The following is a 20,680-nucleotide window of genomic DNA, read 5'->3' on the forward strand; positions in this document are numbered from 1 at the left end:
ACGATCATCGAGTTTTGGAGGTCAGTATCATGACCAAGACATCCCTCTCTTACTTCGACAAGCTGCCAAAATGGTGCATTCCGGGCCTGCAAGCGGCTTATGATAATATCGCCAGTGGTCATTTCTCTGACGCTGCTGTCTTCCGCAGCCTTACCAAAGAATTTGAAGGCATTGGCGAAAAGCCCCCGACGCGTGAGGTGTTTTACGCGTGGGTGAAGGGTATCGCAGCCGGTGACGTTAAACGACCAGGCGGAGCAGATGAAGCCGCCGCAGCCGTCAGGTCCGGAAAGAACAATAGACCCCGGCAGGCAGAGAAAGAACGGGGCGAAGCTCCGCATCCTATTCCCACACCATCAGCCGACCCGTTTGTCACTGAAGAAGGACGCCTGCCTCCGCTGACGCCTTTGTATTCCAATGTCGAAACCGATGTGGCTGCCTCTCTCAAAAATGTGCGTGAACAGCTGATCCGGGATACCGCAAACGCGCTTAGCCGGGATATCCAGAAAACCGCGGAGCAGATTGTCGACACGCAATTGCGAGCGCTTATGGCTCCGGAAGGCGGTGCAGCATGACATGCAATTGCCTGGAAGACATCGAAGCCAAGCTTGCGGAGCGCAATACCGAAATTCAGACAGACATCATCTTCCATTATGTCGATGGCGTCCGCCCGCATATTCAAACCCGTCAGATTGAGACCGGGCGTGGCAAGGCCAAGGCAGTTTCCATGCTTGCGAGCTACTGTCCATTTTGCGGCACCAAATACATCGACAAAAAACCTGAGAGTTGAAAGTGATCAGATCGTTGCTTTCCGCCCTTTCTGCACCCGTCGCACCAGGTATCGCTTTTTGGATGATCCTGACAGCTCTCCTGCTGATCTGGTGGGTGACGACTGCAGCCTGGCGGAAAGCTCATGCTGAGCAGAAACGTCGCATATCCAAAAATGAAGAAGATAACCCTTACTACCGCGACGCCGGAGAAGACGTATGACAATGCAAATCGGTGAATTTGAACTTCCAATCGATCAAATTGAAATCCCTGATGACCGCGCTCGCAATCTCGATGAAGACTGGTCCAGAGCGCTCGGTCAGTTGATCGCCACCTCCGGCCTGACCAATGCCATCACAGTACGCAAAACGGATGACGGCTACCGTCTTGTCACCGGCCTGCATCGCGTTGACGCGCATAGGCTGATCGGACTTGCCAATATCCGGGCGCGCCTTTCTGACGCTACCAACGATGACGAGGCCAGACTTGAAGAAGTCATGGAGAACCTCGGCCGCAACGAGCTGAACGCGCTCGACCGCTGCCATCATCTTTATGAACTGAAACAGGCCTATGAGAGACTGTATCCGGAAACCAAAGCCGGAACGGCTGGTGCGCTCGCCCGGCACGGATCAGCAAACGAAATCTTTTCGTTTGCTACCGATGTTGCAGAAAAAATAGGCCTATCGACCCGTGCCATCCAGATCGCTGTCAAAATCTGGAAGGATCTGACACAGGCCAGTCGGATCAGGCTGGCCGGAACGGCAATCGCGGAAAAGCAGTCAGAACTGAAGCTTTTGTCGGCGCAGGCAGGACCGCTGCAGAAGAAGATTCTCGACCATATTCTCTCGGAAGATAATGGAGCGAAGAGCGTCCAGGAGGCTCTTGACTATCTCAATAACGGTGTGGCCGTCGCGCCGATCGAGAAGAAGTTCCTCACCATATCAAGGACGATCTCTGCGTTGCCAGACGAAACGTTCGACCGGCTGGTGCTGGCGAATGAGGACCGCGTACTGGCCTCACTGAAGCGCCGGGGGCGCATCTGATCATGGCCCGCCGCCGCGACCCGCTCACCAAAGACCTGTTTTCGTGGGAGCCACCGAAGATCTCGGTTGGTTACAGCGAAGACGTGATCGGTCGCGGACGGCTGGACGGCAAGATCGCACGGCTTGTCGGGCAGGCTCTGCGCGATGCGCGCGAGGACGGCATGGGGCGTGAAGAAATCGCGGCTGAGATGAGCACCTTTCTCGGACGGGATATCAGCGCAACCACGCTCTACAAATGGACATCAGAAAGTTCGGAAGGTCATCGCATTCCGCTTGATGCCTTTATCGCTCTTGTCCGGGCCACCGATGCAAAAGACCTGCTCGGATTCGTCCCCGGTGAGTTCGGGCTGACCGTGATCGAGGCGGAATATGCCGACCTGATCGAGGAGCGGCTCCTCGAGGATCACATTGAAGAAATGCAAGCGCGCCGCCAAGTGCTGGCTGCCAGAAGGAAAGGACGCCGTTGAGATGACTTTCAAACACCCCTGCTTTTCCTGCACTTTACCTGATTGCGATGAGCGCTCACGTCATTGCAACTTAAGAAGATCATTGAATACGTATGACCGCAATCGCCGTGCCGGAAAGCCTGTCAGTGATGAGCTACGCCAGTGTGCCAATATCGCCTGGAACGAATTCTACGGGATTGCCCGCAGAGAGCGAGAGCGCTGCCGCCGTGATGCGGAGGCGCAGTCATGATCAAGGAATGGTTCACGGCCCGAGAGCTGGCCGACATCGCGAAAGAACGCGGACTGAAAAGTTTCCCTAATTCAGAACGCCATGTCCGGCGTCACGCTGCGGAAAACGGCTGGAATGACCTGCCCGACAATCTGTGCCGCAAAAGGAAGGGTGTTGGTGGTGGGAAGATCTATCACCGCTCGCTTCTGCCCGACGTTATGTCAGCGACGCTTCACGGGATCGAAACGAAGGAAACGCAGCTTGCCGTTCAGAACCAGCATAATCAAATCGCCCAGAAGCGTGCCTCTCTGATCCCGGTCACCTCTCTGAGATTCCGTCAACGCAACGCGATGGAAGCACGCGGGGAAATCCTGGTCGCGATCGACCGCTATGTTGCCATGAATGGCATGGCCGCGCGCAGAGAAGCTATTCTGATGTTTGTGCGTGCTCAGGACGAACATGTCGAGCGCACAGAAGCGCTCGCAAAGGCTAATGCCGGAGAACCGTTAAACGATCGTGAGCGCCTGCTTATTGAGCGTCCGTCTTTGCTTTCCGACCCCAACGGCTTCGACCTGGTTCCGGAAACACTGGCTATTGCCAATGATCGGTGTGGCGCGCGCACCAAAATTTCGCGTGCGACTGTCTATGAGTGGTTCAAAATGAGGGACAAAGGCGGCATTACGGCTCTTGCTCCTGCTCTGACGAAGGAAGACGAGCCGGTCTCTGAAGAATTCAGGGCCTTCCTCACCTTCTACGCCAAGCCCTCGAAACCAACGGCGACAGAAGCGCTCTCGGCTTTCAAAAAAGCCAATCCTGAAACCTCTCTGACGATCGATCAGGTACGTTATACGCTGAAACGCAAGCTCAACGATATCGAGCGTAATGTCGGTCGCGAAGGGCTTCTGACACTGCGGTCACGTATGGCCTACATCACGCGTTCGACCGAAAACTTGCTTCCGACAACGATCTACACAGCCGATGGCAAAACCTTCGACGCAGAGATCGAGCATCCAGTCAGCCACAGAGCTGTCAAACCGGAAATCACGTCCATTCTGGACATCGCAACACGTCGTTGTGTTGGCTACGCGGTTTCCTTCAAGGAAAACGTGATTGCTGTTACCGAGGCACTGCGCAATTCTTGTTGTGGTCACGGCATTCCCGCAATCTTCTACGTTGACCGAGGCCCTGGCTACAAAAATAAAACCTTTGATGCCGATGTTAACGGTCTGATGGGGCGGCTCTCGATCACGAAGATGCACGCGCTACCTTATAATTCGCAGGCGAAGGGTATCATCGAGCGCTTCAACCGGACGGCCTGGAACCGTCTGGCGCGTAAGCTACCGACCTATCTCGGCAAGGAGATGGACAAGGAAGCTGCCCAATTTGTTCACAAACAGACCAGATCCGACATTAAGGAACTCGGCACATCTCGGTTACTGCCGTCATGGGATGAGTTTCGCGCCCTGTGCGAAGAAGCGATAGCTGAATACAACGCCACGCCCCATGACGGCCTGCCACGCTACCGCGATGAAACAACCGGAAAGTATCGGCATTACTCACCAGATGAATTCTGGCAGCTGCACGTTCGCGACGGCTTTGAACCGGTCGCGGTCAGTGAGGACGAGGTCGACGACCTGTTCCGTCCTTATGAAATCCGCGTTGCCCGCCGGTCTCAGGTCTTCTGGAACAACAACGAGTACTTCCACCAAGCCCTTGAGGCTTACCACGACGAAGAGGTCATGGTCGGCTATGACTTTGCTGATGCATCCAAGGTGTGGGTGCGTGAAATCGACCGTGAAGAAGGCCAGCCTGGTCGTCTGATCTGTGTTGCGGACTTCCACGGCAATCGCCGCGATTATGTGCCTTTAACGGCCCAGCGTGCGGCGGAAGAGAAACGCTTCAAGGGACGTCTCAACAGGGTCGACAAAAAGCGTCAGGAAATCGAGGAAGAATTCGTTCCGGCAGCATTGCTCGATCAGTCCAACGCCATTCCCATGGAGCCGCTCAGCGCACCGGAAGCCGCACCGCATCTTGTTGTCGACAACAAGGAAAAGCCAGCGGCTGCAAAACCAAAACGCAACCTCATTCGCACGGATGAGGAACTGGCTGCCTGGGCAATCGAAAACCCGGAAAAACTATCAGAAAATCAGCTTCGCGTCCTGCGCAGGTGCCTTGAACGCCCGGCGGCACGTGAAGTTCTGAGAATGTCAGGCATCGATCTGGAGGCGCTTCGAAACCTCCTCCGTGCGACCGCTGCCTGACACCCACAAGAAGAGGAAGGAAAATAGCATGAAAAACGTGTTTGTCGAGACCGCCAACGTCAAAGACTACCTGTCCGCCCTTTCCGCGCTGGAAGAACGTGGCGCGGAAGAGGCCTGCATCGTGGTTGTCGACGGCGCGCCCGGCCTTGGAAAGACAACGACCATGCAACACCATGTCGCCCAGACCGGTTCCATCTATCTCCGTGCCAAGAAAGAATGGCACCCGAAATGGATGCTGAACGAACTGCTCGATGCACTCAATGTCGAAAAACCGCGCGGAATTGAGCAGAAATACACGAAGGTTATCTCGGAGCTGGCCGACCGTCAGCAACTGGCAATCCAGAACCGAAAATCCTTCAGCCTTGTGATCGACGAGTTCGACCACTGCTCGTCACGCCCCGCCATTCTGGAAACGTGCCGTGACATTTCAGACCTGCTTGAACTCCCCACCATCTTTGTCGGCATGGGCAAGGTCAATGACAACCTGAAGCGCTTTCCACAGGTCGCATCGCGCGTCAGCCAGAAGGTGAAGTTCACCGTCATGGATAAGGACGACGTTCGCAAGATGATTGAACGCCGCTGCGAGATCAAAGTGGCCGACGACCTTATGACTTTCGTGGCGAAGATGTCGAAGGGCTATAACCGTGAAGTTCTCGAAGCCATCGCCAGCATCGAGCGTTTTGGCTTTCGTATCGATGTTGGTGAGGATGGCATCACCATGGCCGATATGGCTGGCGAAAAGCTGATGAACGACCGGGCCAGCGGCACACCGATCTATGTTCCGGAGGCATACTAATGTCCGACGAGCGCACAGCCCACGCGCCAGGCGCACTCTTAACCAAAGTGCTTCATCATCTTCGCGATGGCGTTTGCCTGACGATCGATACGTTAGAGGAAGATCTTGGTCTAACGCGCCGTCAGATCTCTGACAGCATGTCGAAACTGATCATGCGTGGTCTTGTCGAACGTGCAGAGGTCGGCTGCTATCAGCTCACGGACGATGGAATAAAAGCACGTTCAGAAGGCCTTGTTCTGACCAGCGGACCAACCGGACCGCACACTGGAAGAATATCAAAGCCATGGCGCGACACTTTGCGACAGCGGGCATGGGCTGCCATGCGCATGTCGGCCAGCTTTACTCTGGGCGACCTTGTCGTTGCGGCTTCACGCGATGACCGCGATGCCACTTCTAACGCCGGACGCTATGTCCGCGCTCTGGTTCTGGCCGGTTATGTGATCGAAATGCCGGTCCGCCAAAAAGGTACGCGGATGACCTCCAACGGTTTCAAGCGCTATCGCCTTGTCCGCAACACAGGGCCGGTCGCCCCCGTCTACAGACCGGGAAAACACACGATCTACGACTACAATCTGCGGGAGGACGTATCGTGCGACAAGAACAACTGATGCCGCTGCCCGATCCGGACTGGATCGAAACATTGCGTATCGAAGCGAACAAGCCAGGACGCACCAAGGCTGCAATTGCCAAAGAACTCGGAATTTCGCGTCCAGCTGTCTCGCTCATAATCGCCGGAAAATACACCGCCCGGCTTGAGAAAGTCGCCGTCAAGATCGCCGCGCGCGTCATGGCGCTCTATGGCAGCCGGGTCTGGTGCGCCCATCTTCATTCATCGATTTCGAATGAACAGTGCCAGAACAACCGTGATGCGCCAATGACCATGTCTGACCCTGTCCGTCTCAAACAGTGGGCAGCGTGCCGGGCCTGCCCGCTCAATCCAGGCAGACAAGGCGAGACGCACGACAACAGCAAACAAGGGGCTGGCGATGCTGTCGGATACGATGCGCAACCTGCGCAAGACAACGTTTCAGGACGATCCGGAAATGACCATCCTGCTTCATATGTTCGAAATGGAGGCGCGTGAAATGGAGAACCGCATTTTCCTGCTTTCAGGACGCCCCCATGTCCCGCTCGACGGCATGTTGATCACACCGACCGAAAACGGATCGGAGGAGGTCAAACATGGCTGAACGCGAGGTTATCATTGCCAGCGCAGATCAGTTGCAGCGCTCCGCCGAAGATCTCAAACAGCGTGCTGGATCCGATATTGAGTATGGCCCGGATGTGACGGCAACGCTTGCGCGCATGCTGACATCCATGGCCTGCCTGATGCTGCACTTTCACGATGGCCATGGCCGCTCCCCTCAAAACATCATTCATGTCGATTTTGGAACAGACGGCGGCAATACGCCGCCAGATGGCAACGATGCCGCCTAAGCGAAGGGAAATATCATGAAACATGACATCGCAACCGAACTGCCAATCGAGACAATCAACGGCGTTGAGTACGTGACGCTGGCCAAGGGCGACATGAAGCCCTTGTCTGCAATCAAGCCTGAAGACATCGAGGAGGATGAAATGGTCCGCCGTCTGAGTGCGAAGGCGGCTCAGATGAATGAAACACTTGCGGCGTTTCGTGAAGAAATCTTCACCGAGGCGTTGGCCATGCGTGAACTGCTCGCTGAAAAATACGGCGTTAAAAAGGGCGGCAAGAAAGGGAACATCACCTTTTCCACCGTCGATACGTCGCTTCGCCTGTCGATCAAGGTTGGCGAAACCCTGACGTTCGGCCCTGCTCTGGAAGTCGCCAAGGAAGTGATTGATGGCTGTATTCGCCGCTGGTCCGTAGGCTCCAACGACAATATCCGTGCGCTGGTCGATCAGGCCTTTCAGGTCGACAAGGCCGGCAAGATCAATACCGATCGCATTCTCGGTTTGCGCCGGCTGAAAATCGAAGATGATACCGGTGACTGGCAAAAGGCCATGGACATCATCTCTGACAGCGTCCGGGTCATGGCCTCCAAGGAATATGCAAACTTTTATTGCACCGACAAGAAAACCGGCAGTGATCGCCGCGTTGCCCTTGATCTGGCAAATGCATGAGGGCGGATCGATGACGCGAGATTTTGCCCGCCTTGAGACGCACGAATTCGGTCAGGTTTTGATGACACTGCGCCGAGATGAAGATGATGAAGGCCGATCCGGACCCGTCATCGCATTGCAGATTTCCGAACGCCACGGCATTGAGCCAACCATGTGTTTCGGCCCTTGGCCGGACACCGATAGCGGCTGGTCCGGTGCCACAAACATGTTTGAGAACGCGGATCTTCGAAAAATTGGCGGCAGTTTGGCCGACCAAATTGACCAGGCGTTCGGAAAGGCAGGTGCGTGATGAGCGAGAGCATCAAACGTCGCATTGCTGCACTTCGCCAGATGACGACTGCTCGCGGTTGCACTGAACAGGAAGCGCTCGCGGCTGCCGAAAAGGCAGCTGCACTGATGCGTGAATATGGCCTCTCAGAACTCGACATTGAGATTAGCCAGCAATCGGTGAAGGCCAAAACCCACGGAGCCTCAATCCGCGATCGCCTTTGGCGAAGGTTAGCCCTGTGCACCAATACAGCCACCATTGTCGGCGATGTCGACGGTCATCACAGAACTTTTATCGGCCGCGCACCCGGACCAGAGATTGCCACCTACCTGTTCGTCGTGCTTGACCGTTCGATCGATAGGGCCATACGCGAGTTCAAGAAGACACCGGATTATACCCGCCGCCGCAGCCGAAAGACAAAGCGTCAGGTCGTTTATGACTTTACCGCAGGTATGGTCGCACGGCTTATTTATCGACTGGACGAACTCTTTGCTGACGCATTTTCTGCCGATGCGCTGATGGATGCTGACCGCGCCCTCGTCGAACGTTATCCCGGCGCGGGTATCGTTAACGCCAAATCACAGGGCGCTGTCAAAAACGGCAATATCGCATCGCTTGGCTACCTCGCCGGCAACAACGTCAACCTTTCGCACGGTGTGAATGGTTCCGCAGTGCCGAAAGCCATTGCCGGAAAGGCAGGTTGCTTATGAAGCTGTATCCACCTTCTTCGACACAGGGCTATGCACTGGTCTCGCCTGACGGTGCTGTCCTTGGTCATAGCTACCGCGCAACCAGTAATGAAGCCATTGAAAGCATGTTTTCAGAGGGCGCTGATCAATGGTCAGAAAGACAGAATGAGGGGTGGCAGGTCATGCTCGTTTATGCCCGCATCGTGGTCCCTTATTTCTTCCCAGGCGATGCCCGTCAAAAAGACGTGGTGCCATCATGAACACCACAGCGATCATCAACATTGCAAAGCAACAGCTTGGCCTCGAAGAGGATGCGTATCGCGCGCTTCTTGTCCGTGTGACGGGACGGGATTCGCTTCGTGCCATGAGCGAGCGTCAGCGCATTGATGTTGTCGAGGAGATGAAGCGCAGGGGCTTTCGTGTTCGTTCCGGCGGTAAGACCCTGCCTGTCTCAACCAAACCCTATATTCGGATGATCCATGCGCTTTGGAAGAGCTGCCATCGCCGTGGCGTTATTTCTGACGGCTCGCGCAAAGCACTGAGAGCCTTTGTCAGCGCCCGTTCACCGAAAGAGGATCCCGATCTGCTGACCTATGATGAGGCCAGCCCGATCATTGAAGCGCTCAAAGTCATGGAGGCACGCGCTGGATGACTTTGCCTCCCGACCATCGTGACAATCTGCCAGCGTCGATCGAAGAGATCGGCGAAGCAATCGGCTTGCGTCTTGCGCTGAAGATTGTAGCGGTGTTTGGTGGCCGAGAAATCAAGTTTCCAGGCAATCCATCAGATAATCACCCGGTTATACTGGCTCTTGGCAAAGAAGACGGGTACAAAGTGTGCGAATACATGGCTGGCGGAACGTTGTCCGTTCCTCATTGCCGACCGCGCAGAAACGCAAAAGCCGAAATACAACGGCTAGAGGCTGAGGGGCTGTCACGCGGTGAGATCGCCCGCCGCCTCGGGATCACACAAAGATGGGTGCGCAAAATGGCAAACGACTCGCCGCCCGATCATCCAGACCTTTTTTCAGACTAGCAGCCCGGAACAATCTTCCGGGCTGATTTGTATTCGCGAATGCGCAACGTCGCTGCAGCTTCCAAATCGCCTGCGGAGAACGTTGATGCACCCGGAAATGACTGTCAAGAACCACCGTATTCCTTCAATCTGGTATAAGCAGACAAGTAACCTGTCATCCGGGCGCACGCTGAACCCGTCGATGATCGTTATGCACTATACGACAGGCTGGAACGGCGAAGGCAGTCGCAACTGGCTGATGGGCGCAGCCGGTGGAACGTCCAATGAAGGCTCCAGCGCCCATGTTGTTATTGATCGGGATGGAACGGCCTGGCAGATCGCGCCGTTTAATCGGGTCGCCTGGCACGCCGGGCCTTCTCGCTATGGCGATCTGGAAAGCCTGAACAATCACGCAATCGGGCTTGAGTTTGTCAACTCCGGACCGTTAAGCCCTGACGGCGATGGCCAATGGATCGACCCATATGGCCACCGGCGCAGCGATGATGAACTCAATGCAGCTGGCGGCTTCATCAAAGCCTCGCATCCGCGTGTTGGCGGACTTGTCTACGCATGGCCGAACTATACGAAAGTGCAGCTGGCAACCGGCTATGCCATCCTGAAGGCCTTGGCCGACCAGTATCCGATAAGCGCGATTGTCAGCCATGAGGAGATTGATACCCGAGGCTGGAAAACGGACCCCGGTCCTGCGTTCCCTATGGAGTCTTTCCGTCAGCTTCTCGGTGACCGCAACCCGGCCCCGCGCGTGAAATCCGTAACAGCCTCACGCCTGAATATTCGCAAAGGCCCCGGCGTCGGTTACGCAAGGATCGATCCGCCCGGTGCGCTCGACACAGGCACAATCGTCAGAGTGCTGTCAGCCGATGATGTCTGGCGCCTGGTTGAAGTCAACGATGGACCGTTAAGCGGTGTTCGAGGATGGGTTCATGGTGCGTATCTCGGATAAAGAGGTTCATGAAACCTCCCTACAGAAGCCGCGATACCGGTCGTCAAAATGGTATCTGGCTGTCTCGCACGGCTGTGCCTGGCTCGTGATTTTCGTGATCGTGATCGCGGCCTCACTTGGCTCTGACGGCGCACAGGCGCTGGCCCCAACGGTCATCCCGATCATGGCCGGATTGATTGCTGCCATGCTCGGCATTCACCGGGTCACCGGTTCAAGGGATCTGCGCACGCTGGCACAAAGCTCGCGTGAACAGGCCGGAGGTGCACGATGATGGCATTTCTGTCAGGCCTGTTTTCGAGGAAGACAGCCCCGTGGTTGCTGGCGGCGGTTCTCATTGCTTTCGGTGGTGTTTCGGCACGCATGGCGGTCGGCAAGGTTTCCGACCTGATCGATGACCGGGTTGTCGCTGCCCGCGATGAACGTGATGCCCACTGGAAAGCCAAACTTGCCGCTTCGAACCTCGAAGTGATCCGACTGGAAAAGGCGTTATCGGAACAGGTTCTTGAAACGGACCGGCAAATCAAAGCGGCAGAAAATGCTGCCAAAGACCAACTCAGAACGATGGAGAAAGCCAATGCGGCACTGCCGGGCGGTGATGCTTGCGGTCTCGGCCCTGACCGTGTCCGCCTGCTCCCCCGCTGATCCTCAGCCCGTCATCAGAACCGTGACAACAAAGGTCATGGTGCCTGATGCATCACGCCAGTCGTGCCTCGACCTCATGTCCAGACTGCCTGCCGAAGGCGGTCTGAACGAGGAAGATGTCACAAATCTATGGGGCAATGACCGGTTGGCCATCAAAACCTGTGACAGACGAAGGGATGGCGCAATCAACAGTATCGACAATGCAAACGCGGCCGCAGAAGTCGCGAACGGGGGTAAAATTGACTGACATGGTTCATACGATCAAGGAGCGCGTTGAGATGGCGCATGATCGTATCGATACGCTGACTTTACGGATCGGCAAACTCGAAATGGATGCGGCTGTTCTGGATGAACGTTTGCGTGGCATTCAGAAATCCCTGACCAAAATCGAAAATATTCTGTCGAAGATCGTCTGGCTTTTTGCGACCGGCATCATCGGCGCGATCGTTACATTTGTTGTGAAGGGTGGTCTCAATGGCTTCTGATCCTGATCTGAAGCGGAAAGTCCGCTCTGACTACATCAACCGGCGCATGACCATCGCCACGATTTCGCAGGTTCGCGGTGTTTCCCAGGCAACGATTTCGCGATGGAAGAAATCTGCCAAGTCCGATGGCGATAATTGGGACATGCTGCGTTCGGCCTCGATTATTGCTGGTGAAGGAATCGAGACCGTCGTCTCTACCGTTGTTGAAGATTTCATGATCATGGCCGAGGCCGTGCTGGAGGAGATCAAGCACGGTGAGCTGTCGGTTGCTGACAAGGTAAAGCATCTTGTCGCAATTGCTGACGCGATGACGAAGATGACGTCGTCTGCAGGCAAGCTTGCACCTACGATTTCCGAAATGGGTGTTGCCCAGGACGTTATGCGTCACCTTCTGGAGTTCGTTCGCGAAGAATTCCCGCACCACGCCGGCGTCATTCTCGAAATCATCGAGCCTTTCGGTGAACGTCTCGCAGGACTTTACCACTCATGAGAAAACCAAGGCTCAAAGCATCGGTTACAGCAAAGGAACTGCGCACCTCACTGGCGGAGATGGCCAGTGATTTCTCGCGCTGGATCGAGCTGTCGATCGAGGCGTTTCCCGCTGATCCTAAAGCCAGGCAGGAGCGGCTGCGCAAAATCAGAGACCCCGAGACAGGCTTCCGGTATTTCATGGAAACCTATCTGCCGCATTACGTGCGCGGTGACCACAGTCTGTTTCATCAGGCGATCTTTGAACGTTGCCCGGAAATCCTAGGCAGTCCGAATGGTGTGCGGGATCTGTTCATTGCCCCGCGCGGTTCATCGAAATCCACGCATCTGTCGCTGGGCTTTGCGCTCTACTGCATCGTAACCGGCCGCAAGCGTTATATTCTTGAAGTCTGCGATGTATACGCACAGGCCGCTTTGCTGATCGAAGCGATCAAGGCCGAGCTGACGACGAACCCACGCCTGTCTTACGATTTTCCTGACGTTTGCGGCGAAGGTCGTGTGTGGCGTGAAGGCGAAATCGTCACCCGCAACAATGTTCGCGTTGAAGGTCTTGGCGCACTGCAGAAGATCCGTGGCCGCCGTCATGGTCCATTTCGCCCGGATCTGATGTTCTTTGACGATCTGGAAAACGATGAGGCTGTTCGATCTCCCGAACAACGTCAGAAACTTGAGAACTGGATTAACCGCGCCGCGCTCAAGGTTGGTCCGCCAGATGGCTCCATGGACGTCATATGGGTTGGCACGGTGCTGCACTTTGATGCTGTGATCGTGCGCGCATCGAAATCGCATGTCTGGAGCACTACGAAGTTTCAGGCGATCGTCCAGTGGCCCGACAGAATGGACCTCTGGGACCTCTGGGAAGAAGAGCTTAGAAATAACGGTGAAGATGCCGCCCAGGCGTTCTATGCCGATCACCGCAGCGAGATGGACGCTGGCGCGATCGTCAACTGGCCGTCTGTCCAGCCGCTTTACTTCCTCATGAGCGAACGGGCCGGGTCTCACGATGGCTTTGCGTCTGAGTATCAGAACCAGCCGATTTCGGACGGGAACCCGTTTGGCGACCTGACTTTCTGGGTCATGGAGCGTCGCGACCTGTTGTTCTTCGGAGCCGTAGACCCATCGCTTGGAAAGAAGGGCAAAGGCCGCGATCCATCGGCCATACTGATAGGCGGTATAGACCGGCTGACAGGCACGATGGACCTTGTGGAAGCCTCGATCCGCCGCCGACTTCCGGATACGATCATTTCCGATATCATCGCCCTGCAGCGCGATTATCGCTGCTTGCTCTGGTTTGTCGAAGCCGTCCAATTTCAGGAGTTTCTCAGAACCTCGCTGATGACAACGGCGGCAAAGGAGGGCGTTGCCATCTCTGCCGTGCCGATCACCCCGAACACCGACAAGACGCTACGGATAGAGAGGCTGCAGCCACCGCTCGCGGCCGGCCTGATCCGCGTCCATCCGACACAACAGACCTTGATCGACCAGCTCCAGCAATGGCCGAACGCGGACCATGATGACGGCCCCGATTGCCTCGACATGCTTTGGCAGAATGCCGTGCACTATTCCGGTGGCGCATCAGCCGGACATAGTTCCGGTATTCTAACGGCAGGATCGGCTGGCGGCGGCGATACGTTACAAGGATACCGCCTATGACGTCTGAAACAACGACTGAGACACGCAAGAACCTGTCGTCTGACGCGAAAGGTCTGATCGCCGACGCGCGCAATGACATCACCATTCCGTTTTTCAACGAAACCCTTCAGCCTGCCGATGACACGCTGATCGAGCGCGGTGGTGGTCTTGGGCTGAAGATCTATGACCAGATTGAGCGTGACACTCATGCCTATGCCGTTCTGCAGAAGCGAAAGCGGCTTTTACTTGCGCGTGATTGGGATGTCGATGCCGCCAGTGACAAGCCCCGCGATATCGAAGCTGCCGATTTTGTCAGACAGACGCTTCAGAAACTGCAGTTTGACGACATTTGCGAAGGCCTCCTGGACGCAACGCTGAAAGGCTTTGCCGTCAGTGAGATCGTCTGGAAGCGCGATGGAAACCGGATTATTCCCGAACGTATTGTCAGCCATGACCAGCGCCGATTCGTTTTCGGCGAGGACTGGCAGCCACGTTTGTTGACCTGGCAGAACATGTCAAAGGGCATCGAGCTGCCGCAGCGCAAGTTCATCGTTCACCGCTTTGGCGTAAAGGGGAACAATCCTTATGGCCTTGGTCTTGGCAGCCGGCTGTTCTGGGCGGTGTTGTTCAAGCGGGAAGGTGTCGCCTTCTGGCTTCATTACCTTGATAAATTTGCAGGCCCGACCATTGTCGGCAAAACCCCGCTCGGCAGCCTGCCGGCCGAACAGCGCAAACTCCTGAATACACTGACGCGAATGCGCACCAGCGCCGCCTCGGTGGTGCCCATGGATACCGATGTCAGTTTTCTCGAAGCGGCACGATCCGGCAGTGTTTCTTATGGCGAATGGCTTGCCTATTGGGACAAACAGATCACGATCTGCATCAACGGCGAAACGCTCACAACCGATATCGGTGCAAACGGCTCCAGGGCAGCGTCAGAAACCCATGCCGATATCCTGTCTTTGCTTGTCGGTTCTGACGGTGATCTGCTTTCAGGGACGCTCAAGAGCCAGCTGGCACAGTGGCTGATCGACTACAATTATCCCGGCGCAGGTGTGCCGGATATCTGGCGCGTCAAACCGGAAGATGAAAAGCAGGCCGCTGAAACGCGCAAATCCAAAGCCGACGCCGCCAGTGCCACTGACAAGGCCCTCGTCGCGGTGCTCAGGACAGCCGGCATGATCGACGATGACGAAGCCGCACGTGAGATGATCGTGGGGTCCGGGATCGTCGATCATCTGTCCGAGACTGCCATTGAACGACTGGTTGAAGCACGCTTTGCCTTTATGGAGGGTGGAAAACGCGGCCGGGACTTGCGTCAGGCGGCGGAAGAAAACCCGATGTTTGCCCAACTGTTCGGTGATCGCTCAAAAAAAAACTGAATAATCCGGTCTGTTTTGCCGCCGACGATGATCCCGTTGAACAGCTGACAGACCGCCTTGAGGTCGAAACTGAAAAGCTGATTGGTCGTCGGATCAAGGCTGTTCGCCGCGCGATAACAAAAGCACCCGATTTTGTGGATGCTCAGCGTTCGTTGTTGATCCTTGCCGCCAGATGGTCGCCCGCAGCCCTTGCCCGCCCGATCGGCGAAGCGCTTGAGTTGTCGGCGCTCTATGGCCGCGAAGCTGTGTTCACCGATGCGGAAGCGTCTTTTGCCGATGATGCTTTCGAGGTTATCAACCAGTCTTTTGCAGAACAGATTGATTTTTTCCGCCAGAAACGTGGCAAGCCGACCAAAGCCTGGACGGATGCCATGCGCGGTATTCATGACCGCGCTTTCGTCGTGGCCGGCGCAAACGATATGGCGATTGTCAGTGATTTTCAGACGGCCATTGGTGACGCGATCAAGAACGGCGGTACGCTGGATGGTTTCCGCAAGGACTTTGATCAGATCGTTGACCGCTACGGCTGGCAATACAAGGGCGAGCGCGGCTGGCGCACACGTGTGATTTTCGAAACCAATATCCGCACATCCTATATGGCCGGCCGGCTGAAACAGATGCGCGATCCGGACGTGATCAAGCTGCGGCCGTTCTGGGAATACCGCCACGGCGAAACCCGTGTCCCGAAGTCGCCACGACCGTCGCATGTTGCCTGGCATGGCCTGATCCTGCGTCATGATGATAACTGGTGGGAAAAGCACTATCCACCAAATGGCTGGCTTTGTTCATGCGGGGTCCGGACGCTCTCCTATGATGATCTGAAGCGGCGTGGCAAGAATGGCCCGGACAAGGCCCCAGAAGATCTGATGCAGCCCTTTATTGACCCAATGTCCGGTCAGCTGTCGGAAAAGCCGCAGGGCGTCGGCTATGGCTGGGACTATATGCCCGGCGACTTGTGGGAGCGCGGCCTTACGCCCCAGGCCCTGCTGGATGATGGCGACCTGCAACTGACGAACCCGCGTCAGGCCGTTGCAATCGACGATCCCGAACCGGTTGAGGATCTGGTGAAATCTGCAAGACCATTCAAGGCCAAACCGATGAAGGAAGGGCTTGAACCGGAAGACTATGTCCGGGCGTTTCTAAAGCCCTTCGGTGCGGATATCGATCAGGCCGTTTTGTTCGAGGACAAGGCCGGTACCAAAGTGCCGGTATCCGATCAGTTGTTCCGCGATCGCTCCGGTGCGTTCAAGGTCTTGAAGCGTGGCAGACATCGGCTCACACCGCTTATGGCTGAAACCTTGCTGGATCCGGATGAAATCTGGGTTGGTGTCGCGCGGAAAGCCGCTGCAAGTGATCCGGACACCGAAGAGCTTATTGTTGATCGCCGCTATATCCGTGTCGACCGCAAGACCGGCATCCAGATCGTTTTCGAAATCGGGGAGCGTTATTGGGATGCCATCACCAGCTATAACCCGACGACCAAGAAGGGCGATCCTGATTTCAGAGCGCTCGATCGCCGTCGCGGTGGAAAGCTGGTTTACAAGCGCAAGAAAAAAGGCCGGGAGTGATCCGGCCTTGTTGTCAGGGAGCTACCTGGACCATCACCGGTCATCGCGTGCCTGACGAAACTGAATATAGTACCAACAGGAAGACAAGTCCATGAGTGGCATCAGCTACAAACTCAGCTTATCTGACGGCACGATACGTAGGCGGCTGGAACGATTGGTCGCCTTAATGGATCAGCGTCAGGGCTTTTACCGTAATGTTGGCGAGTATTTGCTCAATGCCACGCTAGAGAATTTCGAGAAGGAAAGCGGCCCCGACGGCGAGCCGTGGCAGCAGCTTAAAGACAAAACAATCCGCAATCGTGAAAATAAAGGTCAGACACCGATCCGGATCCTGCGGGCAGAGGGGCGGCTGGCCGGTTCGGTCAACTATGCCGCCACAGACAGTGATGTCCGGATCGGCTCGCCCATGCCCTATGCCGCCATCCATCAGCTGGGCGGTGATATTGTAATTCCTTCGCACACCCGCACGATCTATCAGCATTACGATGCACGCACAGAAACGTTTGATCAGCGCTTCCGGAAAAAAGCGCAGTCCAATTTCGCCAGGGACGTCACGGTCGGCTCATATACGGTGCACATTCCGGCGCGCCCCTATCTCGGCATCAATGCGGATGACCAGGTCGCGATTATCGCGATTGCGGAACGCTGGCTTGAGACAGAATAGCGAAATTTCATGAGAGGCTTCAGGAGCGCTTTTATCGCTATTGTCTGCCCGGACATACCCGAAACAGAAACATGGCGCGTTAGACCCCCGTTAGAAATCGATTGTGAGGCTATTTGCGTGTCAGGGGTGGATGTAATCTTGCAATCGGTCCCGATCAGGGCCATTGTCGCCCCAGATTGAGAAAACGATCCGGACGGAACTAAATTCCGGACGTAACTCTTTTATAACGACGTCAAGGTGGCTTCCAGATTGTCCGGAGGCACCATGTCGAACAAATCCACTAAAGCCCGTATCGAAGTTTTCCGCAGCGGAACGTTCACGCCGATGAATGGTGATCCCATCACCTATTCAGCATCGGACCTGAATGCGATCGCTGATAGCTATGATCGCGAAACAGCACCTGCCCCCATTGTCGTTGGTCATCCGACAACCGATGCGCCGGCTTATGGATGGGTCGAAAGCTTTGACTACGATGCAACTGCCGACCGGCTGTTTGCCAACCTTTCCGACATCGACCCCGATTTTTCCGCTGCCGTGAAATCCGGCCGATACAAGAAGGTCTCGCTTTCCTTCTTCCGGCCTGACAGCGAAGCCAACCCACAAAAAGGGGCATGGTATCCACGCCACGTCGGTTTTCTGGGCGGGGCCGCGCCTGCCGTTTCTGGCCTTAAAAACGTTCAGTTCAGTGACGCCGAGTCGACCGTGACGTTTTCTGCAGAGTTTGGTGAGCGCGGTTTTGAAGAAACCGCAAACATTCTGCGCGGCCTTCGGGATTTCATCATCGAAAAATTCAGCCTCGAAGATGCCGACAAGGCCATTCCTGTCTGGCGCATCGACTGGCTCGACGAAATCGAGGTCGAGAAGAACGCCCGTCCAGCCTTTGCTGAAAAAACACCTGAAAGGACACCCTCAGTGACTAAGATGAACGAAGCGGATTTTGCCGATCGGGAAGCACGCCTTGCAGCCCGAGAGAAAGCCATCAGCCAGAGCGAACGAAAGTTTGCGCATGATGGTCATGTTGCCTTTGCCGAAAAGCTGGTTGCCGACCAGAAACTGATCCCGGCGGCAAAAGACAAGCTCGTCGCCATCCTTGATGCCCTGCCCGATGAAGCATCGGTCTCCTTTGCTGAAGGCGAAGAGAAAGTTTCGCCGCGCAAGGCGCTCAGTGACCTCATGGAAAGTCTGCCGAAGGTCATCGACTACGGCGCACAAGATCTCGGCGACGGGCCTTCTTCCGGTGACGGTCGCGCCTCATTTGCGTCTGACGGCAAGGCCGTCGACGCCGACCGCCTTGCCACGCACGAAAAGGCGCTGGCCTATCAGAAAAACCATCCGGGTACGGCCTATATCGCTGCCGTGCGCGCCGTATCTTAAAGGAGATCACGATGCGACAGTTTCACGCCGTCCTTTCTCTTACCATTACCGCAACCACGGCGTTGGCCGCCTCTGACCTGATCGGTTTTGATGACGGCAAGATCACGGCCGACGATGCGCCGGTCAAAGGTGTTGCCCAGGTCCCGGCCTCTGTCGGCCTTGATGTCGCGGCCACGGCGATCGGCCTTGAACGCGTCAAGGCGTTCGGCGCGATCTCGAAAGGTGATGGACTGGTCTCTGCCGCCGCCGGCGGCGTTCAGGCCGCTGATGAGACCAGTGTCAACGTCTTCGCCACCGCATTGACCGACGCCGCCGATGGCGAGTGGGTCGAAATCCTCATCCGCTAACAGGAGCAGTCTCACATGCCATCCATGAACCAGCGCGGCGCAGCCGTCATTGATCCGATCCTCACAACTCACGCCGTTGGCTATCGCAACGCTTTGATGATCTCAACGAGCCTGTTTCCGATCGTGACGGTCCCGAACCGCTCGATGCGGGTGATCAAGTTCGGCAAGGAATCGTTCCGCCTGCTTAATACCCGACGTGCGCCCGGCGCTGACCGCAAGCGTGTCCAGTACGGCTATGCCGATGATCCGCTCGCCCTTGTCCAGGATGCACTCGACGGTATTGTCCCGCGCGAGCATCAGGAAGAGGCCGATGCGGTTCCTGGTATCGATCTTGGCGTCGGTGCCACCAACATGGTGCTCGACATCATCGCGCTCGGCGACGAAGTGACGTCCGCCAATCTGGCGCGCAATGCCGGCAACTACGATGCCAACCACAAGCTGACACTTGCCGGGGCTGATCGTTGGACCGATCCGGCCAGCGACCCGAAAGCCGACATCGATGCGGCGAAGGAAGCGATCCGGCGTTCGACCGGGCGTTATCCGAACAAGCTTGCGCTCGGTCCAAACGCGGCAAACGCGCTGAAGAACCACCCGAAGATCAAGGAACAGTTCAAATACGTCTCGAAGGACAGCATCACCGAAGCGATGCTGGCGGCGTATTTCGATATTGAAGAGGTGGTTGTCGGCAAGGCGGTCTATCTGCCGGAAAATGCCGATGACGACGACCCGGCGCTTGATGTCTGGGGCAATGATGCCGTTCTCGCCTATGTGCCGTCTGCCGGCGACAATTATCAGGTTCCGTCCTACGGCTACACCTATCGTCTGCGCGGCTATCCCATGGTCGAACAGCCCTGGTTCGATAAGTCTAACTCGTCCTGGATTTATCCGACGACGGCGGAACGTGCGCCGCTTCTGACCGGCGCCATGGCGGGCTTCCTCTTCACCAATGCGGGGGCCAGCGACTGATGGATAACAAGGTCGAACTGATTGTCAGGACGCCGGCGAAGATCGCCGGCAAACGCCACCGCGATGGCGACACGGTCACCGTATCGAGACCGCTCGCCATTGAGCTGATCCGTGAAGGCATCGCTGCCCCGCCGCCGGAAGCCTTGTCGCGGGACGCGCTCGATGATGCAGCGCAGATCCGCGATCTGAAATTGCAGGTCACCAGCCTGACCCGCCAGCTCGACGCTGCCAATGCGCGGATTGGCGAACTGGAGGCTGCTGCGGCCGATATCAATACCGAGGGGGGCGAGATTGTCCCCGAGAGCGAGGACAGTGCCACCGGTACGGCCGAAACGGTCGTTCCGGAGACGTCCGAAACCGATGCTGGAGGTACCGCATCGGCTCCCCCGACCGGCGAGGCACAGCCGTCGGGGACCAATTCCGGTGCGGATGGCGACACATCTGAGGCCGACACCACGAACACCTCCCAGGGTGCGACCAGCGGAAAAAACAAGACGGCGAAAACCCGCAAAACTTCCGCATCGAAGGACTGAAACCCTTCCTCCCGGCGGCG

30 protein-coding genes are annotated in these 20,680 nt (G+C 56.3%); all 30 read left to right on the forward strand.

Annotated elements, in window-relative coordinates; translation table 11 throughout:
* Positions 1-29 precede the first annotated feature (29 nt).
* The 30 genes from EDC90_RS11940 (at position 30) to EDC90_RS12085 (ending at position 20,660) form a co-directional block, all read left to right on the forward strand.
* Positions 30-572, forward strand: a complete 543-nt coding sequence (locus tag EDC90_RS11940) for a hypothetical protein (protein WP_132311849.1) — start codon at positions 30-32, stop codon at positions 570-572.
* A complete protein-coding gene (locus EDC90_RS11945; RefSeq protein ID WP_132311851.1) occupies positions 569-787 on the forward strand; it encodes a hypothetical protein in 219 nt (72 codons plus the stop codon). Before EDC90_RS11940 ends, EDC90_RS11945 begins: the two co-directional genes overlap by 4 nt.
* Positions 788-789: 2 nt before the next feature.
* Positions 790-987, forward strand: a complete 198-nt coding sequence (locus tag EDC90_RS11950; protein ID WP_132311853.1) for a hypothetical protein — start codon at positions 790-792, stop codon at positions 985-987.
* Positions 984-1,808: a ParB/RepB/Spo0J family partition protein gene (locus tag EDC90_RS11955; RefSeq protein ID WP_132311855.1), complete on the forward strand. Its 825-nt coding sequence runs from the start codon at positions 984-986 to the stop codon at positions 1,806-1,808. Before EDC90_RS11950 ends, EDC90_RS11955 begins: the two co-directional genes overlap by 4 nt.
* Positions 1,809-1,810: 2 nt before the next feature.
* Positions 1,811-2,275, forward strand: coding sequence for a hypothetical protein (locus EDC90_RS11960; RefSeq protein WP_165972817.1), 465 nt, complete (start codon positions 1,811-1,813; stop codon positions 2,273-2,275).
* 82 nt (positions 2,276-2,357) lie between these two features.
* Positions 2,358-2,504 carry a hypothetical protein gene (locus EDC90_RS20880; protein ID WP_165972818.1) on the forward strand — a complete coding sequence of 49 codons (147 nt, stop codon included), beginning with the start codon at positions 2,358-2,360 and terminating at the stop codon, positions 2,502-2,504.
* Positions 2,501-4,744, forward strand: coding sequence for a Mu transposase C-terminal domain-containing protein (locus tag EDC90_RS11965; protein WP_132311858.1), 2,244 nt, complete (start codon positions 2,501-2,503; stop codon positions 4,742-4,744). The genes EDC90_RS20880 and EDC90_RS11965 overlap by 4 nt, the downstream gene beginning before the upstream one ends.
* Before the next feature lie 28 nt (positions 4,745-4,772).
* Positions 4,773-5,540, forward strand: a complete 768-nt coding sequence (locus tag EDC90_RS11970; protein ID WP_132311860.1) for an AAA family ATPase — start codon at positions 4,773-4,775, stop codon at positions 5,538-5,540.
* A complete protein-coding gene (locus EDC90_RS11975) occupies positions 5,540-6,148 on the forward strand; it encodes a helix-turn-helix transcriptional regulator (RefSeq protein ID WP_132311862.1) in 609 nt (202 codons plus the stop codon). Before EDC90_RS11970 ends, EDC90_RS11975 begins: the two co-directional genes overlap by 1 nt.
* Positions 6,130-6,624 (forward strand): helix-turn-helix domain-containing protein, encoded by a 495-nt coding sequence (locus EDC90_RS11980; protein ID WP_207903898.1) that lies wholly within the window; start codon positions 6,130-6,132, stop codon positions 6,622-6,624. Before EDC90_RS11975 ends, EDC90_RS11980 begins: the two co-directional genes overlap by 19 nt.
* 98 nt (positions 6,625-6,722) lie before the next feature.
* Entirely contained in the window at positions 6,723-6,977 is a 255-nt protein-coding gene (locus EDC90_RS11990) for a hypothetical protein (protein WP_132311866.1), read from the forward strand.
* 15 nt (positions 6,978-6,992) lie between these two features.
* Entirely contained in the window at positions 6,993-7,643 is a 651-nt protein-coding gene (locus EDC90_RS11995) for a DUF3164 family protein (protein WP_132311868.1), read from the forward strand.
* A 10-nt stretch (positions 7,644-7,653) separates the two neighbouring features.
* Entirely contained in the window at positions 7,654-7,932 is a 279-nt protein-coding gene (locus tag EDC90_RS12000) for a hypothetical protein (RefSeq protein ID WP_132311872.1), read from the forward strand.
* Positions 7,932-8,621 carry a DUF7168 domain-containing protein gene (locus tag EDC90_RS12005; RefSeq protein ID WP_132311875.1) on the forward strand — a complete coding sequence of 230 codons (690 nt, stop codon included), beginning with the start codon at positions 7,932-7,934 and terminating at the stop codon, positions 8,619-8,621. Before EDC90_RS12000 ends, EDC90_RS12005 begins: the two co-directional genes overlap by 1 nt.
* Positions 8,612-8,860, forward strand: coding sequence for a hypothetical protein (locus EDC90_RS12010; protein ID WP_132311878.1), 249 nt, complete (start codon positions 8,612-8,614; stop codon positions 8,858-8,860). Before EDC90_RS12005 ends, EDC90_RS12010 begins: the two co-directional genes overlap by 10 nt.
* Complete coding sequence (locus EDC90_RS12015; RefSeq protein ID WP_132311882.1) at positions 8,857-9,252, forward strand: gp16 family protein; 396 nt, start codon at positions 8,857-8,859, stop codon at positions 9,250-9,252. The genes EDC90_RS12010 and EDC90_RS12015 overlap by 4 nt, the downstream gene beginning before the upstream one ends.
* Complete coding sequence (locus EDC90_RS21070) at positions 9,249-9,635, forward strand: helix-turn-helix domain-containing protein (RefSeq protein ID WP_132311885.1); 387 nt, start codon at positions 9,249-9,251, stop codon at positions 9,633-9,635. The genes EDC90_RS12015 and EDC90_RS21070 overlap by 4 nt, the downstream gene beginning before the upstream one ends.
* Before the next feature lie 85 nt (positions 9,636-9,720).
* Positions 9,721-10,578 (forward strand): N-acetylmuramoyl-L-alanine amidase, encoded by an 858-nt coding sequence (locus tag EDC90_RS12025; protein WP_132311889.1) that lies wholly within the window; start codon positions 9,721-9,723, stop codon positions 10,576-10,578.
* Entirely contained in the window at positions 10,559-10,849 is a 291-nt protein-coding gene (locus tag EDC90_RS12030; RefSeq protein WP_132311891.1) for an NAD(P)+ transhydrogenase beta chain, read from the forward strand. Before EDC90_RS12025 ends, EDC90_RS12030 begins: the two co-directional genes overlap by 20 nt.
* A complete protein-coding gene (locus EDC90_RS12035) occupies positions 10,846-11,220 on the forward strand; it encodes a hypothetical protein (RefSeq protein WP_132311894.1) in 375 nt (124 codons plus the stop codon). Before EDC90_RS12030 ends, EDC90_RS12035 begins: the two co-directional genes overlap by 4 nt.
* A 248-nt stretch (positions 11,221-11,468) precedes the next feature.
* Positions 11,469-11,705 carry a hemolysin XhlA family protein gene (locus EDC90_RS12040; protein ID WP_245511037.1) on the forward strand — a complete coding sequence of 79 codons (237 nt, stop codon included), beginning with the start codon at positions 11,469-11,471 and terminating at the stop codon, positions 11,703-11,705.
* Complete coding sequence (locus EDC90_RS12045; protein ID WP_132311900.1) at positions 11,695-12,195, forward strand: DUF1804 family protein; 501 nt, start codon at positions 11,695-11,697, stop codon at positions 12,193-12,195. The genes EDC90_RS12040 and EDC90_RS12045 overlap by 11 nt, the downstream gene beginning before the upstream one ends.
* Positions 12,192-13,847: a phage terminase large subunit gene (gene terL, locus EDC90_RS12050; protein ID WP_132311903.1), complete on the forward strand. Its 1,656-nt coding sequence runs from the start codon at positions 12,192-12,194 to the stop codon at positions 13,845-13,847. Before EDC90_RS12045 ends, terL begins: the two co-directional genes overlap by 4 nt.
* Positions 13,844-15,208, forward strand: coding sequence for a phage portal protein family protein (locus EDC90_RS12055; RefSeq protein WP_132311905.1), 1,365 nt, complete (start codon positions 13,844-13,846; stop codon positions 15,206-15,208). Before terL ends, EDC90_RS12055 begins: the two co-directional genes overlap by 4 nt.
* Positions 15,209-15,342: 134 nt before the next feature.
* Positions 15,343-16,776 carry a PBECR2 nuclease fold domain-containing protein gene (locus EDC90_RS12060; protein WP_245511036.1) on the forward strand — a complete coding sequence of 478 codons (1,434 nt, stop codon included), beginning with the start codon at positions 15,343-15,345 and terminating at the stop codon, positions 16,774-16,776.
* A gap of 91 nt (positions 16,777-16,867) precedes the next feature.
* On the forward strand, positions 16,868-17,440 hold the full coding sequence (locus tag EDC90_RS12065) for a phage virion morphogenesis protein (protein WP_132311909.1): 573 nt from the start codon (positions 16,868-16,870) through the stop codon (positions 17,438-17,440).
* Positions 17,441-17,704: 264 nt separating this feature from the next.
* Positions 17,705-18,814, forward strand: coding sequence for a hypothetical protein (locus EDC90_RS12070; RefSeq protein ID WP_132311911.1), 1,110 nt, complete (start codon positions 17,705-17,707; stop codon positions 18,812-18,814).
* Positions 18,815-18,825: 11 nt separating this feature from the next.
* A complete protein-coding gene (locus EDC90_RS12075; protein WP_132311913.1) occupies positions 18,826-19,161 on the forward strand; it encodes a capsid cement protein in 336 nt (111 codons plus the stop codon).
* A 15-nt stretch (positions 19,162-19,176) separates the two neighbouring features.
* Positions 19,177-20,127 (forward strand): major capsid protein, encoded by a 951-nt coding sequence (locus EDC90_RS12080; RefSeq protein WP_132311915.1) that lies wholly within the window; start codon positions 19,177-19,179, stop codon positions 20,125-20,127.
* The gene (locus EDC90_RS12085) at positions 20,127-20,660 is read left to right on the forward strand and encodes a hypothetical protein (protein WP_132311917.1); all 534 of its coding nucleotides are present in this window, start codon (positions 20,127-20,129) and stop codon (positions 20,658-20,660) included. The genes EDC90_RS12080 and EDC90_RS12085 overlap by 1 nt, the downstream gene beginning before the upstream one ends.
* Positions 20,661-20,680: the final 20 nt, after the last annotated feature.

Source organism: Martelella mediterranea, from assembly GCF_004342225.1.
Classification (GTDB): Bacteria; Pseudomonadota; Alphaproteobacteria; order Rhizobiales; family Rhizobiaceae; genus Martelella; species Martelella mediterranea_B.